This window comes from Streptomyces sp. CG 926 (genome assembly GCF_003148825.1).
In the GTDB taxonomy this organism is placed as follows: domain Bacteria; phylum Actinomycetota; class Actinomycetes; order Streptomycetales; family Streptomycetaceae; genus Streptomyces.
Window position 1 is genome coordinate 313,305 of the sequence record NZ_QGGZ01000010.1, and the last position, 14,732, is coordinate 328,036.

The following is a 14,732-nucleotide window of genomic DNA, read 5'->3' on the forward strand; positions in this document are numbered from 1 at the left end:
TCAACCACCTGCCGGACACTGTGCACAGTGATACCCGTCTCGCGCGGTCACCGGGCGGAGCGAACCCTGCGAACGGCCCGGCCCGCGCCTACATTGGGCGTCGAGCGGCAGGGTCCCGGCGGCTTCGATGCGATCGGACACGGGGGAGGTCCCGGGATCCCGCCCTCACTCACATCTTGCGGGCCGCGCTGCGGATGGCCTCCCGGATGCGGAAGTAGGTGCCGCAGCGGCAGATGTTGGCGATGGCGTCGATGTCCTCGTCCGTGGGCTCGCTCGTGCGCTTCAGCAGGGCGACGGCGGCCATGATCTGACCGGGCTGGCAGAAACCGCACTGGGAGACGTCCTGTTCGAGCCAGGCCTCCTGCACCGGGTGCAGGTCGTCGCCGTTCGCCAGGCCTTCGATGGTGGTCACGGCCCGGCCGGCGCACGCGGAGACGGGCACCACGCAGGGGCGGATGTCGGCGCCGTCCAGGTGGCTGGTGCAGGCCTTGCAGACGTCCACCCCGCAGCCGTACTTGGGGCCGCGGACACCGAGCATGTCGCGGAGCACCCACAGCAGGGGCAGGTCGTCGGGCGCGTCCACGGTGACGCTCCGCCCGTTGACGGTGAAGGTGTGCGAGGGCACTGCGTACTCCTGGATCCGGGGCTATCGGGGGTAGGGGGTGAAGTCGACGTCGAAGTCGAGCGGGAAGCTGCGCGGTGTGGAACCGGTGGCTCTGGCCCAGGCGTTGGCGATCGCCCCGACGGCGGCGGGCACTCCGAGCTCCCCCGCGCCACCCGGCTCCTCCCCGGTGGCGGGCAGTACGAAGACCCGTACGTCGCGCGGGGTGTCGCGCTGCCGGGCCCAGTGGAACTGGCTGTAGCTGCCCTCCAGCGGAAGTCCCTTGTCGAGGTGCAGCCCGGCCCGCAGGGTGGTGGAGATCGCGTCGGTGAGGCCGCCGATCATCTGTGCCTCCAGTCCGAGCGGGTTGACCGGCAGGCCCACGTCCACGGCGATGACGGCCTTGGTGACGCGGACGTGCTCGGGATCGCGGGTGTCGATCTCGACGAGGCACGCGGTGCGGGACTTGTACTCCTCGTGGAAGGCGATGCCCTGCGCGCACCCGGACCGCATCGGCCTTCCCCAGTCGCCCTCCTGGGCCACCTTGTCGAGCACGGCGCGCTGGGCGTCGGTCTTGAGGAAGGTGCGTCGGAACCGGTAGGGGTCCCGGCCCGTCCGGGCGGCGAGTTCGTCGACCACGATCTCCTCGGCCCCGCGTGTGTTGGCGGAGTAGACCGAGCGCCAGGAGGCGGTGGGGATGCCGGTGGGCACCTCGGTGAGGGCCTGGGTGGTGAGTCCGAAGTGGTACGGGGACTTCACCGTGGTCAGGAAGAGGGTCTGGGCGAGGGTGGCATTGCCGATGCCGAGCGGCAGACTGGCCGCCGTGGCGGTGATGATCTCGCCGAGGCCGTGCCGGAAGTCGGTCTCGGCGGCGGCCACGCGGTGCTCGAAGCTGAGCACCTCGCCCAGCAGGTGGGTGGCACGGATCTTGTGGTGGGTCGCGGGCCGCATCCGGCCGTGCCGGGTGTCGTCGACGCGCGTCCACATGAGCCGGACCGGGCGGCGGCAGGCCTTGGAGATCCGGGCGGCCTCCAGGGCCGCGTCGAAGAAGAGCCGCCGGCCGAAGGAGCCGCCGGCCTGGACCACGTGCACCGTGACCGCGGACAGCGGCAGACCCAGCTCGGCGGCGATGGTCTCGCGGGCCACGATCGGGGACTTGAGGCCGGACCAGATCTCGGCCCGGTCCTCGCGCACGTCGGCGACGGCGGAGTTGGTCTCCATCGGGGCGTGGCTGACGAAGGCGAAGTCGAACTCGGCGTCGACGTACGGGGTCAGCAGGGGCGGGACCGGCAACGGCGGTGTGGCGGCCCGCAACTTGGCGCGGATCCCGTCGTCGGAGAGCTGGTCGGCGGGTCCGGGACCCCAGGTGACCTGGAGGGCCGCCTTGGCGTCGATGGCCTGACCGAAGGTCTGGGCCACGACGGCGACCCCGGTCGGGACGGTGACCACGTCCAGGACTCCGGGCATGGCCCGGACGGCGGCGAGGTTGGTGACGCCGCGGACCGTGCCGCCGAGGGTGGGCGGCCGGCGCACGACGCAGGGTTCGGCGCCGGGCACGTCGAGGTCGAGGGTGTACCGGAGGGCGCCGGTGACCATCGCGCGGGCATCCACACGGCCGGTGGGCCGTCCTACGAGGGTGTGCCCGGCCCGCTTCTTGGGGGTGGCGCCGAGGACGACCAAACCGGGATCGGCAGCGGCCGCGGCGAGGTCTCCGTAAGCGGCGGTGCGGCCGTCGGGGGCGCGGACGGTGCCGCCGGAGGTGGTCAGTGAGGCGGGAGCCAGCTTCCACCGGCGGGCGGCGGCCGCCACGAGGCGGGCCCGGGCGGTGGCGGCGCACTGGCGGACGGGCCCGTAGAGGGAGCGGATGGAGTTGGAGGAACCGGTGAGCTGGTTGAAGACCAGCTCGGGCCGGGCGTCGTCCAGCTCCACCCGGACGTCGGCCGGTGGGACGTCGAGTTCCTCCGCCACCAGCATGGCCACGGCGGTGGTGAGGCCTTGGCCTACCTCCTCGCGCGGCAGCCGGAAGCGGATGGTGCCGTCCGCCTCGACGGCGAGCGCCAGCAGGGCGGAGGTGGGGGCTCCGGCCAGGATGAACAGGTCGCCGAGGTCGATCAGGTCGGCGACGGCCGGCAGCGTGGGCACCACGGCGTGGGCGGGCTGCGGTGCGAGCGCGTCGGCGCCGGCCCGGGTGACCAGGGCCAGGGTCGGTGCGGCCACGAGGTAGGTGAGGAAGGAACGGCGGCTCTGCCCCGTGGTGTCGGTCCGTCCCGTGGTGTCGTCCTGCCCGGTGGCGTGGTTCGGCGCGGTGGCGTGGTTCGGCCCGGTGGCGTGGTTCGGCCCGGTCATGTCGTCGTGTGTCCCCACGCTGTGCGGGCCCGCCCGCGCAGACCTCCCCCGGTTCATTACCGGCACGTAGGGTAGCGACCCGGCAGGGCCTTGGGAAGCCCTGATCACGCCGCGTCACCTCCCCCGACATCACTCTTTCGGGGGTAATCCGAGGGCCCGCCTTGATCCGTTCCTTATGTGTTTCCGGCGCCGGCAGGGCTCGTACAACTCGGCCGTACGATCGAGCGACGGCCACCGGATGGCCCGATTCCGGCCGCCGTCACCAGGGCGGAACGACCCGGACCGGCCTATGTCCGCGATCCGCCCGGGAGTTCGCCTGACCGGATTCGTTCGCACGCTCCGAGCGGGCCGGAAGGCCTACGGCATATACCAGAAGCAAGAACGTAGCGGATGTTGCCAAACGCCTTACACACCGTCGCGCCCTGTGCAACAGTCGTTACCGGTCCTTCCTTCAGACTTGGCCGTGCCGCGCCTGTATCGGAGTTCTCATGCCGTCCCACCTGTTCGCGGACCGTCCCGCGCAGCCGCCCGAGCCCGGGTCGGTGGACGCGCTGATCTCGCAGACCCGGCGGCTGCGGGGGGAAGTGGACGCGGTCCGCCGCGACACCGTCGTCGACGACGACGACGCCCAGGGCCGCTGGCAGCGCGCTCTGTGCGATCTCGCCGTCCACCACCTCGACGACCTCCGCGAGCACCTCGGCCAGCTCAAGGAAGGCCTGCCGGCGGCGCCCGAGCCCGTCGAACTCCCGCCGGTGGCTCCCGAGGTCGGGCTCGAGGCCCAGACCCGTGTCGGCAGCGCCGAGTGGAACCTGCTGACCGACGAGGTCAGTTGGTCCGAGGAGCTGTTCCAGATCTTCGGCCGCTCGCCCGAGTCCGGCGCGCTCCCCCTCGACGAACTCGGCTCGACCCTGTTCTCCGAGGACCAGCCGCTGCTCACCGCATGGGTCACCGCCTGCCTGGTGGACGGCCGGCCGATCGACGGCGAGTTCCGCATCGTCCGGGCCGACGGCCGGGTCCGGACCCTGCACATGAGGGGCGAGCCGGTACTCGACTCCGACGGCTGTACGGCCTCGATGTGGGCCGTGCTGCGGGACGTGAGCGAACTGCGCCGGAGCCAGCGCGCGGTGCGCGAGTCGCGTGACTCGCTGCAGCGCCGGCAGGAGATCGCGCAGACCGAGCGCCGGCTGGCGGTCGAGCTGCAGGAAGCCGTGCTCCCCCCGTGGCGCGGCTCCCTGCGGTTCCCGTACGGCAGCGCGGGCACGCTGGACGTGGCCGCGCACTACCTGCCCTCCGCGACCAGCGCGCTGATCGGCGGCGACTGGTACGACGCGCTCGAACTCCCCGACGGTTGCTCGATGCTGACGGTCGGCGACCTGACCGGGCACGGCGTGACCGCCACCTCCGGGATGGCGATGATGCTGGGCGCCCTGCGCGGCATGGCCATGGCGGGCATCGAGCCCGGCCCGCTGATGGGCTGGCTCAACCAGCTTCTGGAGACCTCCGTACAGCCCGCGCTCGGCTCGGCCGTGTGCTGCCGCTACGATCCCGAGCGCAAGGTCCTGTCCTGGGCCCAGGCGGGCCACCCGGCACCCCTGTTGTTCCGTCGCGGATCGGGGCGTTCCCTGCTGCCGCCGGAAGGCGTCCTGCTGGGCGCGACCTCCGGAGCCTCCTACGGGCAGGCCGAGGAGAGCCTCGAGGTCGGCGACCTGCTGGTGCTGCACACCGACGGACTGACGCCGCGCAGCATCGAGTTCAGCCGGGCGGACGGGACCGAACGGCTGCTGGCACTGGCGCCACGGTTCTCGGCGGCGCGGTCGGCGCAGGAGTGCGTGCGGATCGTGATCGAGGAGTTCGGCGAGAGCGAGCGCGAGGACGACGCCTGCGTACTCGTCGCCCGCATCGGTGGGTGAACGAGTCACGTGCGTAAGTGACTTCAGGGCCGCGCCGGAAGGCGCGGCCTTTCTCGTCTCCGTACGATGGCCTCGCGGGCCTCGCGCAAGGACCTGACCGCCCTACACCCCCGTGGCGCGCGGCGCCGGGGTGTCCGGGAGGGCCAGTTTGATCTCCTGGCGCAGGTCCTCGATGCGCGCGTACCCGGAGTACTGGGCGGTGAGCCGGTACATCTCGCGCAGCCGGTCCCAGGTCCGGTGCGAGGAGGTCTCGTTCATCGAGACCAGGGCGAGACGCGCGTACCGGTCGGCCTGCTCCGGCTCGTCGGCGATGAAGCAGGCCGAGGCCATGGAGATGTAGTCGAAGATCTGCGAGCGCTGGTAGCCCTCGCCGCGCAGCCGCAGGGCCTCCTTGGCGTGGCGCGCGGCGATCGGCGCCGCGGCGGCGTCGTGGTCCGCGAGGGTCCGGTAGGCGAGCGCCTGCATGCCGTGCAGGTCGGCCTCGTCGAAGTGCTGCATCCAACTCGGCGGCGGGACATCGCCCTTGTCGGAGACGAACAGCTCCTCCGCCTCGCCGAGGGTGCGGCGCATGGCCTGGCCCTTGCCCATGGCGGCCTGCGCCCAGGCCTCGATGGTGTGCAGCATGGCGCGCGTCCGCGGGAGGGTCTGCTCGCCCGAGCCGGACTGGGCGAGCTTCATCAGGTCCAGGGCCTCGTTGGGCTTGCCCAGGTGGACCATCTGGCGGGCGGCGCGGGACAGCGCCTCACCCGCGCGCGGCCGGTCGCCGCCCTCTCGGGCCGCGTGCGCGGCGATGACGAAGTACTTCTGCGCGGTGGGTTCGAGGCCCACGTCGTGGGACATCCAGCCGGCGAGCACCGCCAGGTTGGCCGCCACCCCCCACAGGCGCCGCTGCAGGTGGTCCGGGTGGTGGTAGGCGAGCATCCCGCCCACCTCGTTGAGCTGGCCGACGACCGCCTTGCGCTGGAGTCCGCCACCTCTGGAGGCGTCCCAGGCACGGAACACCTCCACGGAGCGCTCCAGCGCCTCGATCTCCTGGGAGCCGATGGGCGCCGCCTCGTAGCGGTCGTAGCCCGCCGGGTCGACCTGGAAGGAGTCCCCGAAGTTCCGGGTCTCCTTGGCCATGGCGGGGTCGGTGTGCAGCCAGTCGTACATGGCGTTGCTGAGGGCGGAGCCGGCGGTGAGCACCGCTCCCGCGCCCATCAGACCGCGACGGTTGAGCATGAGGTCCATTCCCGTGAATTCGGTGAGGACCGCGGCTGTGCGTTCGGGCGCCCATGGCATCCCGTCGGGGTTCTCACGAGCCCCGTCCGGCTGCCGTCTGGTGGTGCGCCGCTGCCGTACGAACCCGAGGTCCTCGATGGTCACGACACGACCGAGCCGCTCGGTGAACAGTGCTGCCAGTACCGTGGGCACCGGTTCGCGGGGGGCTTCCCCCATGTCGATCCAGCGCCTCACCCGCGAGGTGTCGGTGGCCAGCTGGGGGTGGCCCATGGCCGCCGCCTGCCTGTTCACCATCCTCGCCAGTTCGCCCTTCGACCAGCCGGCGAGGCCGAACAGATCGTTCAAGCGGGTGTTCGGACCTTTGCTCACGTCAAGCCCCCAGGTTCTCGGCTGAGTTGACAGTAGCCCGCCGTCAGATGCCCAGCGACTATTCGCCAGGCTTCGCCAGGGCACGCCCGATGGTTCGCCACCTTGCGCCGGGTGTCAGGTAGGAATGCGCCTCCCCGACCCGGTTCACCGGCGGAACTCCCCAGGGTGAAGTACGGGATCCGGCGGGGCGGCGTACGCAACTCGTCGGCGCACGAAGGGATCCGTATCACCATGTACGCAGCAACGTCCTCCGTGTCCGCACCGGTCCGGTCGCACCGCACGCTCCCGGCGGGCGGCGGCCCCTACCTCGAACCCGGCCGCCCGTCGGCTCCTGCACAGGGCGCCGTCCGGGCGCGGCGGATGCCGGGTACCGGATCACTGCCCGTCAGCGGAAGAATCGACCTCTCGGGGCCGCAGGGGGCGCAGTTGCGTACCGCGCTTGCCTCGGTGCAGCGGATCTGTCCGGAGTTCGCCCCGGTGCAGGTACTTCGGCGCAGCGGCCGCTCGGTCCTCCTGGTGGGCACCACCGGACGGATGACCGCCGTCGCCAAGGTATTACTGGATCACTCGCCCGAATGGCGTGAGCGCTACCGGCACGAAATAGCGGCATACCGGGCCTTCGTCCGGCACCGCCCGCCGGTCCGGGTGCCGCGGCTGATCGCCGCCGACCCCGAGAACTGCACGCTGGTGGTGGAGCGGATGGCGGGCCGGGTCGCGGCACTGCAGCGGCACCCGGTGGAGCCGCCGCCGCGGGTGGACCTCCGGGCGGCCCTGGGCGCGGTGTGCCGGGTCAACCAGTGGCGGCCGCCGGCGGAGTTGTTCGGCACCCCGATGAACTATGCGCGGCGGATCGCCCGCGACTACGAGTTGGGCCTGCTGACCGACCGGGACCTCGGCGACCTGCAGAAGCTGCTGCACGGCGTGAAGCTGTCGGGCACGTCCCTGCAGTTCAACCATGGTGACGCCCTGCTGTCGAACCTGCTGCTGTCGCCGGCCGGCCCGGTCCTGCTCGACTGGGAGCACGCGGGCTGGTACCTGCCCGGGTACGACCTGGCGACGCTGTGGACGGTACTGGGCGACGCCCCGGCCGCCCGCGCCCAGATCAGCCGGCTCGCCCAGTCGGCCGGTCCGGCAGCGCGGGACGCCTTCCTGGTCAATCTGATGCTGGTACTGACCCGGGAGATCCGGATGTCCGAGACGGCGGTGCAGCGCTCGATGCTGGCGACCGCCCCGACCCAGCCAATGCCGGTGGGCTCCTTGTCCTCCGGCGAGGAGCAGCGGCTGCTGCTCCGCCGGCTGCACGACGATGCCGGAATGGCGCGCCGCGCGGTCCGCGCGGCGGTCGGCACGCGCTGACCGTCCCCCGATACGCGAAGCCCCGTGGCCCCCACCGCCACGGGGCTTCGCCGTTCACACGTGCGACCCGGGGTGTACGGACCCGGATGCGCGGCCCCCTCATCCGCGAGGCGGACGGGTCTCCCCCACCCGGTGGAGGCGCATCCGTCCGGCGGGCGATCCGCAGGCGCCCGCACGACTGCGATCTTCGAAGTGGAGCGGGCAAGGGTTGCCCGCGGCTCCGGAGGAGACCGTGTCCGTACCTACCGATGCCCGTCCGGCGGGCGGGCGTGTCCGCGCCGCCTGGAAGGCCGCGCACGCCCCGGTGGCGGGGGTTCCGCGCTGGGCGCGGATCTGCGCGTTCGCCATCCCGTTCGCCGTCCTGCCGTCCGGCCTGTGGCGGCTGGGCCTGCTCTTCGTCGACCACTCGTCGGCGGACAGCGGGCAGTTGCCGCACTGGCTGCCGCTGGACGTGTACGTCGTCATCCTCTCGCTGGTCTCCGAGCTGTTGGCCTTCACCGCGGTCGGGCTGGTGGCCGCGTGGGGCGAGGTGTTCCCCCGTTGGATCCCGGTTCTGAGCGGCCGGCGGATCCCGGTGGCGGTCGCCGTCGTCCCGGCCGCGCTCGGTGCCGTCGCGCTGACCGGCCTCTGGAGCGTCCTCGTGCCGGTGAGCCAGGTGGCCGGAACCACCCTCCAGGGCGATCCGGTGCCGGCCGACTTCCCCAGTGAGGTGGGCGGTTGGAGCGCCCTGTGGTTCTACGTCTGCTACGCCCCGCTGGTCCTGTGGGGCCCGCTGCTGGGCGTGGTGACCGTGGCGTACTGGAGGCGGCGGCGCCGGATGCCTTGACATCACATGATCCCCCGAACACCTTTTCTGACTCAGCATCAGAAATGCTGGAGGCACTTCCCCTCCTCCCCACTCCGCCGGAGCCTGCCCATGTCAGCAAGCGCTTCACGCACCACCACCCCCGCCGCCCTCCCGTCCAGACGTACGGTCCTCGCCGGCACGGGCGCCGGGGTGCTCGCCGCCACCGTGCTGCCGTCCGCCACCGCCCGGGCCGACGGCGCCCAGGACGGGCCTCCGCTCGGCGAGTACGACGTCGTCGTGGTCGGGTCCGGGGCGGCCGGAATGACCGCCGCGCTCACCGCCGCCAAGCGGGGGCTCAGCGTCCTGGTGGTGGAGAAGGCCCCGACCTTCGGTGGTTCGGCCGCCCGGTCCGGAGCCGGTATCTGGCTGCCCAACAACTCGGTGATCCTGGGCGCGGGGGTACCGGACACCCCGCAGAAGGCGGCGACGTACCTGGCCGCCGTCGTCGGGTCCGAGGTGCCGGCCGACCGACAGGCCGCGTTCCTCGCCAACGGGCCCCGGATGCTGGACTTCGTGATGGCCAACAGCCCGCTGCGATTCCGCTACATGGAGGGCTACAGCGACTACTACCCGAATCTGCCGGGCGGAATGCCGAACGGTCGCTCCATCGAGCCGGACCAGCTGGACGGGAACATCCTCGGCTCCGAACTGGCGCACCTGAACCCGGCGTACATGCCGGTCCCGGCCGGAATGGTGGTGTTCAGCCAGGACTACAGGTGGCTGAACCTGGCCGCGGTGAGCGCCAAGGGCCTCGCCGTGTCCACCGAGTGCCTGGCGCGCGGTACGAAGGCGGCGCTGCGCGGCGAGAAACCGCTGACGATGGGCCAGTCCCTGGCGGCCGGTCTGCGCGCCGGGCTCCAGCGGGCCGGAGTTCCGGTGTGGCTGAACAGCCCGCTGGTGGATCTGGTCCAGGAGGGCGGCGCGGTCACCGGCGTGGTGGTGGAGCGGGGTGGCGTACGGGGAACCGTACGGGCCCGGCGCGGGGTGGTCGTCGGCTCGGGCGGTTTCGAGCACAACGCGGCGATGCGGGCGCAGTACCAGCAACAACCGATCGGCACCCAGTGGTCGGTGGGCGCGAAGGAGAACACCGGCGACGGGATCCGGGCGGGGCAGCGCGCCGGGGCCTCGCTGGCGCTGATGGAGGACGCGTGGTGGGGGCCGTCGATCCCGCTGCCCGGGGAGCCGTACTTCTGCCTCGCCGAACGGACCTTGCCGGGCGGGCTGATCGTGAACGCGAACGGCGCGCGGTTCGTCAACGAGGCGGCGCCGTACAGCGATGTGGTGCACGTGATGTACGAGAAGGACCGCGGCGCCGTCGGCTCGCACATCCCGGCGTGGCTGATCGTGGATCAGTACTACCGCAACAAGTACCTGTTCAAGGACATCCTGCCGACCCTGCCCTTCCCGGACGCGTGGTACCAGGCGGGGGCCGCGAAGAAGGCGTGGACCTGGGACGCGCTGGCCGGCCAGATCGGGGTCCCGGCGGGCGCCCTGCGGGCGACGCTGGGCCGGTTCAACGCGCAGGCGTGGAGCGGTGACGACGCCGACTTCGACCGGGGTGACACGGCGTACGACCACTACTACACGGACCCGAACGTGCATCCGAACTCGTGTCTGGCGCCCGTCCTGATCCCGCCGTTCTACGCGTTCAAGATCGTGCCGGGGGATCTCGGTACGAAGGGCGGGATCGTCACGGACGCCCGGGCCCGGGCGCTGCGCCCGGACGGGTCGGTGATCCCGGGCCTGTACGCGGCCGGCAACGCGAGCGCGGCGGTGATGGGCCACAGCTACGCGGGCGCCGGATCGACGATCGGCCCCGCGATGACGTTCGGCTACGTGGCGGCGAACGCCATCGCGGACGCCTGAGGCCCGGGCCCCGACCCGGGGACGCGGACGGGGTCAGCCCTGCTGGAAGAGCTCGGCGGGGAGCGGCTTCAGGAGGGCGTAGAGGTCATCGGTGATCGGGCGGTCCCAGCTGGCGATGGTGACCAGCACGTTGTCACTGCGGTCGAACTGGACGCAGGAGATGCGGGACTCCGACAGCTTGATCTTGCGGACGATGAGGAGGTTGTCGCCCTGCATGACCGGGCAGTCCTCGACGCCGGTGACCTCGACGTCCTCGTCGTTCTCCAGGGCGTCGAGGAGCTGCGCCACCTCGAAGGGGATCTGGTCGTCGGTGAGGTCACGGGCCGGGGAACCCTCCGGGAGGTTCCCGATGATCATCGCGGGTCCGCGTCCGCCGAACAGGTCGTAGCGGAGGAAGACACCCTGGCAGCTGCCGTCGGGCGCGGGCAGCAGCCCGGCCCCGAGATTGCCCGGCCAGTCCCCCGGGTCCATGGCCAGGACATCGAAGTCCGGGCCGGCGGGTGTGGCGGCGCGGTGGCGGCGGAGGAAGGACATGCCGCCATGGTACGTGGCCGCGCGAGTTTTCCGGTCCGGGGGCCCGCATCCGGGGACCTGCCCGGGTCGGGCCCGCCGGCCCGGCCCTCGGGCCGGTGGTACGAGGGTGAACCGGTGTGGCAGCAGGGCGGTGTCACCCTCGACGCGCACGACGGTGGGTGGGAGGCGGTCCCAGGGGCACAGGGCGAGGTCGCAGGCGCTGCCCGCGGCCGCGACGTCCACCGGCGGGCCGGTGACACCGGGCACCCGCAGGATCTGGTCCCCCGAGAGGAGGGCCGTCCAGGATTCCGGGACGTCCGTACGCCGGAAGCGGTACTTCTCCCCCGCTCCCCGCGGTGCCTGCCACCGGCCCCGCCCGGGCCGGGGCCCTCACCTCGATCGCCCGGGTCACGGCGTCCGCCACGAGGTCCGGTGCGAGGTCCGGTGCGAGGCCGGCCGGGGTACCGGTCGCGGATTCGGCGTCCCAGCGGTGCACGGCCGGCTCGATCAGCCGCATCCGCAGCCAGGAACCGGAGGTCTGCTCCGCCGACCAGGTCCGGGCCGTGGTGTCGGGTCCTAGCTCGTGGAAGAGCTCCGCCGGCTCCCCGGCGCCCTCCGCGAACCAGTCGATCACCGCGTCCGGGCCGCCCGTGCGGGACGTGTGCGAGGTAGCGGCGCACTCCGCCCACGTGGCGGACGAGGTCGGTGACCGACGAGCCCCGTCAGGAGGGCGCCGCGGGCACCGGCCCGTCGAGGGTGAGGGCCCGGCGCACCGCCTTCTCGGACGCCGCCGCCTCGATCCGGAGGACGACGCGTCTCTCGTCGTGCTCCATACGGTTCACCGTGCCCGGCGGGCGGCGGACCCGATCACGTCGAGCTACGGGCGAACGCCTCCAGCGCCTCCCTGAGACCGGGCCGGTCGGTGCCCAGCTTGCGGCAGGCCGCCGACAGCGCCCAGTCCGGCGCGGGCAGCACCACGACCTCCGGCACGGGCTCCTTCTCGGCGCGCACCGCGAGGTCCGCCGCCCGCCGCTCCTCCTCCGTGAGCCCGTCCTCCCAAGCCAGTCCGCACGGCACCGCACCGCCCAGCCCCAGCAGGGTGTCGGTCGTCTCCCGGGCCAGCCCGTCCGCGCCGCATTCCCGCGCCGTCACCAGGGCCTGCATCAGCAGGTCCTCGTCGCGCAGCTCGGTGCCCAGCGCGGCCAGGGCGCGGGCCAGTTCGTAGCCCGCCGGTGAGGCCGAGAGCAGGGTGACCGCCTCCTGGAGGAGCGGGGCCCGGTCCTCGGGGGCGGCGACCTGGGCCGCCACCCGCAGGGCCTGGCCGATGCCCGAGGCGGCGCCGAAGGCGCGGGCCCGGCGGACGGCGTCGTCGGCCAGGGCGCGGGCCCGCCGCGGATCGTCCGCGACCACCGCGCGGGCCAGGTGCAGCTGCCACGGGCACCAGGACGGGTTCTGGATGCCGCGCGGGGTCAGCCGCCGGTCGACCGCCTCCAGTTCGACGATCGCGGCCTGCTTCTCGCCCCGGGACAGGAGCAGTTCGGCGTACACGGTCTGGGAGTCGGGGAAGACGACGGCCGCCGGGAAGGGGCTGCCGTACTCGTGCTCCCGGGCCAGCTCCCAGGCCTCCTCGGGCCGGCCGCGCGCGAGCAGGGTGGTGAGGAGGATGGCTATGGCGTACCAGTGCACGGGGGTACGCCGGCCCACCCGTTCGGCGAGCCGCAGCCCGGCCCGGGCCAGTTCCTCGGCCTCCACGAGCCGCCCGCGCCGGTAGCGGACGTAGGCGCGCAGGCTGTAGGCGAAGGAGAGGTGCGCCCCGCGCCAGCCGTGCCGCTCGAACTCGGCGGTGCCCGCCTCGAACAGCTCCTCGGCCCGTCCGGGCCGGTCGGCGTACATGTGGACCATCGCGGCCAGTACCGGGACCTCGAAGCCGCGGTCCTCGTGGGCCCAGCTGAAGGGGCGCTCCAGTACCCGTCCGGCGTGGTGCAGCACCACGTCGACGGGCTCGCCCCGCAGGCAGGCGTCCCAGGCGCGCAGCCCGATGATGTACCGCTCGGTGAGGTCGCGCCCGGTGAGCCGGTCGGCGAGGCGGGCGAGCCGTCGGGAGCGGGCCGGGGAGTCGGTCTCGGCGGCGTTGAAGGCGTCCCACATGAACTGCTCGGACTGCAGGCGCAGCCGGGCGCGTACGTCCTGGGTGTACGGGATCTCCCGCGCGAGCGAGTCCGAGGCCTCGGCCAGGCGGTCGCTGTGGGCGAGGACCTGGGCGAGCCGGATGACGATGCCCTGGCGCAGGGCCGGGTCGTCGGAGGGTTCGGCGAGAGCGGCCCGCAGGTGGTTGACGGTGTTGGCGGGCTCGGTGAGCAGGGAGGCGCAGCCCAGTTCGTAGAGCACGGCGGCGCGTTCGTCGAAGTCCGGGGGTTCGAGCAGGGCGCGGGCGAGCTGGCGGCGGGCGGCCTCGGGGGCGCCCGCCCGGAGGTTCTCGCCGGCGGCCTCGCGCAGGGTGCGCACGACCCAGGGGTCGTTCTCGGGGTGGGTCTCCAGCAAGTGGCGGGCGGCCGCGGAGGAGCCGAGTCCGGCGTCGACGACGGCCGCCGCGGCCTTGCCGTGCAGGGCGACGCGGAGCGCGTCGGGGATGGCGCGGTAGATGGCGGTGGCGATCAGCGGGTGGACGAACTCCAGCCCGGCGTCGCTCTCCTCGGCGGTGGCCGCCGACAGGATGCGGGCGTCGCGCAGTCGCCTGGTGGCGTCGACGGCCTCCTCGGCGCCGAGGGCGGCGACCCGGGCGGCGAGGTCCTGCGGGATGGCGGTGCCGAGGACGGCGCAGGCCCAGGCGAAGCGGACGGTGGAGGGGCCGAGTCGCTCCAGGCGGGCGACGAGACCGCTGCCGCGTTGGGCGGCGGCGAGGTCGCGCAGTTGCGGGGCGTTCGCCTCGACCGGTGTCAGGCCCTTGCCGCGGACCTTGACGGTGAGTTCGACGGCTTCGAAGGGGTTGCCGGTCGTGACGGCCCACGCCTCCTGGCAGAAGGCGTCGTCGGCGTGTGCGCCGACGGCCTCGCGGACCAGGGTGGCGACGGCGGCCGGGGTGAGCGGGGCCAGGGGCAGCGGGCGCTGTCCCGCCCGGCCGGGCAGCGTACGGAAGGCGTCGGCGTGCTCGGGCAGTTCGTCGGGGCGGTAGGCGACGACGAGGAGCAGCGGGAGGTGTTCGGCGCGCGGTGCGAAGGCGGCGAGCCAGCCGAGGGACTCGGGGTCGGCCCAGTGGGCGTCGTCGAGGACGAGGGCGACGGGGGCGCGCTTGACGACGAGGTGGGTGAGGACCCAGTCGAGTCCGTCGCGCAGGCCTTGGGGGTCGGGCGGGACGCCCTGTTCGGGGGCGCACAGTCCCAGGGCCGGACCGACGATGGAGTACCAGCCGCCGAGGGCGGCGCGCAGCTCCTGCTCGGAGGTACCGGCGAGCTGGGGCTGGATGAGCTGCCGGGCGACGTGGAAGGGCTGGCTCTGTTCCTGTTCGCCGCCGCGGGCGGCGAGGACGGTGCAGTTGCGGGCGAGGGCGCGACGGCGCAGTTCGGCGAGCAGGGTGGTCTTGCCGAGGCCCGCGGGGCCGGAGAAGGCGAGCAGCGCGCCGCCCGCGTCCGGCCCGGGACCGGTGAGCTGGTCCAGGGCTTCGTCGACGATCGCGAGTTCGGCATCGCGTTCGACCATCGTGCGC

10 protein-coding genes are annotated in these 14,732 nt (G+C 73.0%); 4 read left to right on the forward strand and 6 right to left on the reverse strand.

Going from position 1 to position 14,732, the window contains the following annotated elements; translation table 11 throughout:
- Window positions 1-169: 169 nt before the first annotated feature.
- Together BCL76_RS26655 and BCL76_RS26660 are read right to left on the reverse strand one after the other, a co-directional pair.
- The gene (locus BCL76_RS26655; RefSeq protein ID WP_109781915.1) at window positions 170-625 is read right to left on the reverse strand and encodes a (2Fe-2S)-binding protein; all 456 of its coding nucleotides are present in this window, start codon (window positions 623-625) and stop codon (window positions 170-172) included.
- Between the two features lie 21 nt (window positions 626-646).
- The gene (locus tag BCL76_RS26660; protein ID WP_109782016.1) at window positions 647-2,947 is read right to left on the reverse strand and encodes a xanthine dehydrogenase family protein molybdopterin-binding subunit; all 2,301 of its coding nucleotides are present in this window, start codon (window positions 2,945-2,947) and stop codon (window positions 647-649) included.
- A gap of 488 nt (window positions 2,948-3,435) precedes the next feature.
- Between BCL76_RS26660 and BCL76_RS26665 the strand changes: the two genes are divergently transcribed.
- Complete coding sequence (locus BCL76_RS26665; RefSeq protein WP_109781916.1) at window positions 3,436-4,857, forward strand: PP2C family protein-serine/threonine phosphatase; 1,422 nt, start codon at window positions 3,436-3,438, stop codon at window positions 4,855-4,857.
- A 102-nt stretch (window positions 4,858-4,959) separates the two neighbouring features.
- Here BCL76_RS26665 and BCL76_RS26670 read toward each other — a convergent pair whose 3' ends face one another.
- On the reverse strand, window positions 4,960-6,447 hold the full coding sequence (locus BCL76_RS26670; protein WP_109781917.1) for a DNA-binding protein NsdB: 1,488 nt from the start codon (window positions 6,445-6,447) through the stop codon (window positions 4,960-4,962).
- Between the two features lie 231 nt (window positions 6,448-6,678).
- Here BCL76_RS26670 and BCL76_RS26675 point away from each other — a divergent pair, with 231 nt between their 5' ends.
- From BCL76_RS26675 to kstD, 3 genes are all read left to right on the forward strand, one after another.
- Complete coding sequence (locus BCL76_RS26675; RefSeq protein WP_109782017.1) at window positions 6,679-7,803, forward strand: aminoglycoside phosphotransferase family protein; 1,125 nt, start codon at window positions 6,679-6,681, stop codon at window positions 7,801-7,803.
- 232 nt (window positions 7,804-8,035) lie between these two features.
- Window positions 8,036-8,629, forward strand: coding sequence for a hypothetical protein (locus tag BCL76_RS26680; RefSeq protein WP_109782018.1), 594 nt, complete (start codon window positions 8,036-8,038; stop codon window positions 8,627-8,629).
- 90 nt (window positions 8,630-8,719) lie between these two features.
- Window positions 8,720-10,516, forward strand: coding sequence for a 3-oxosteroid 1-dehydrogenase (kstD, locus tag BCL76_RS26685; RefSeq protein WP_109781918.1), 1,797 nt, complete (start codon window positions 8,720-8,722; stop codon window positions 10,514-10,516).
- A 33-nt stretch (window positions 10,517-10,549) separates the two neighbouring features.
- Here kstD and BCL76_RS26690 read toward each other — a convergent pair whose 3' ends face one another.
- The 3 genes from BCL76_RS26690 to BCL76_RS26700 form a co-directional block, all read right to left on the reverse strand.
- Entirely contained in the window at window positions 10,550-11,050 is a 501-nt protein-coding gene (locus BCL76_RS26690; protein WP_030758373.1) for a hypothetical protein, read from the reverse strand.
- A gap of 133 nt (window positions 11,051-11,183) precedes the next feature.
- The gene (locus BCL76_RS40530) at window positions 11,184-11,663 is read right to left on the reverse strand and encodes a maleylpyruvate isomerase N-terminal domain-containing protein (protein ID WP_109781919.1); all 480 of its coding nucleotides are present in this window, start codon (window positions 11,661-11,663) and stop codon (window positions 11,184-11,186) included.
- A gap of 233 nt (window positions 11,664-11,896) precedes the next feature.
- Window positions 11,897-14,725 carry an ATP-binding protein gene (locus BCL76_RS26700; RefSeq protein ID WP_375137966.1) on the reverse strand — a complete coding sequence of 943 codons (2,829 nt, stop codon included), beginning with the start codon at window positions 14,723-14,725 and terminating at the stop codon, window positions 11,897-11,899.
- Window positions 14,726-14,732: the final 7 nt, after the last annotated feature.